This is a genomic window from Enterococcus villorum, assembly GCF_007990225.1.
GTDB lineage: Bacteria > Bacillota > Bacilli > Lactobacillales > Enterococcaceae > Enterococcus_B > Enterococcus_B villorum.
Window position 1 is genome coordinate 1 of sequence record NZ_BJWF01000097.1, and the last position, 817, is coordinate 817.

Annotated in this window: 1 protein-coding gene and 1 pseudogene; one reads left to right on the forward strand and one right to left on the reverse strand. The window is 32.2% G+C overall.

Annotated features, from left to right (window positions below; translation table 11 throughout):
- On the forward strand, positions 1 to 442 hold a 442-nt coding region (locus tag EVI01_RS13815), incomplete at its 5' end, for an RNase A-like domain-containing protein (RefSeq protein WP_307725295.1).
- 95 nt (positions 443 to 537) lie between these two features.
- Here the strand turns inward: EVI01_RS13815 and EVI01_RS13470 are convergent.
- A pseudogene (locus EVI01_RS13470) lies at positions 538 to 817 on the reverse strand (hypothetical protein); the annotation flags it as partial.

An 817-nucleotide genomic window follows, 5' to 3' on the forward strand; every position in this document is an offset into this window, starting at 1 on the left:
CGGTAAAGGACATACCATTGCACGGCATGTTGGGAAAACGGAAAAAGAATTAAAAGATCGGTTTGAGGGAAGAAATTTAATCTATACTTCTACCTTTGACAATATCGTTCAAGCATTGATTTCTATCAATGCCGGAATTTTCACTGCCAATCAAAACTATTTAGATGGCAAGACCAAGTTGCCTTTAGGTGATTGCTCTTTTGATTCTCAAAAGAATCGTATCGAATATGATTCTGAGGATTTCTTGAATGTAGGGTGGGGAATTCATAAAATAAGTAAAGATAAATATGATCACTATGGTTCAATAGGTTATGCTAAAGTGATCATTCAAAAAACTAACAATAAAATTAGAAAAAATCGAAAATATTATATTGTTACTGCATTCCCCAATCTTAAAAGACATGTGAATGAAATCGATCCTTTTATCTCTGAGGTATTTTGATATTTACTAAAAAGAGTTAGCCTCACACATTTTTCATCTTTATAAAAAATAGAAAGCAAGTTCTAAAAAAATGAACTTGCTTTCTATTTTCACATTTAAGGGATAAAGAGAATAATATCCATCACTGTAAATAACTTCTTTTTTTGATCATAGATCGTCCATAAATAAGCGCCTTCCTCGTTACGTTCTTCATTATAGTAACTGGTAAAATCGTTGTTCCATTGGTAGATAATTAATTCTTCTTTCTGTGGGAAAAGGAGCTGATTAACTCGCTGAAAATCTTCTTTCGTTCGATGAACTTGTAAATAACTACGAAAAGCTCGCTCGTATTCTCCATCTTCCAAAAAAAAATTCTCTGGACTAATTTCAGTTCCC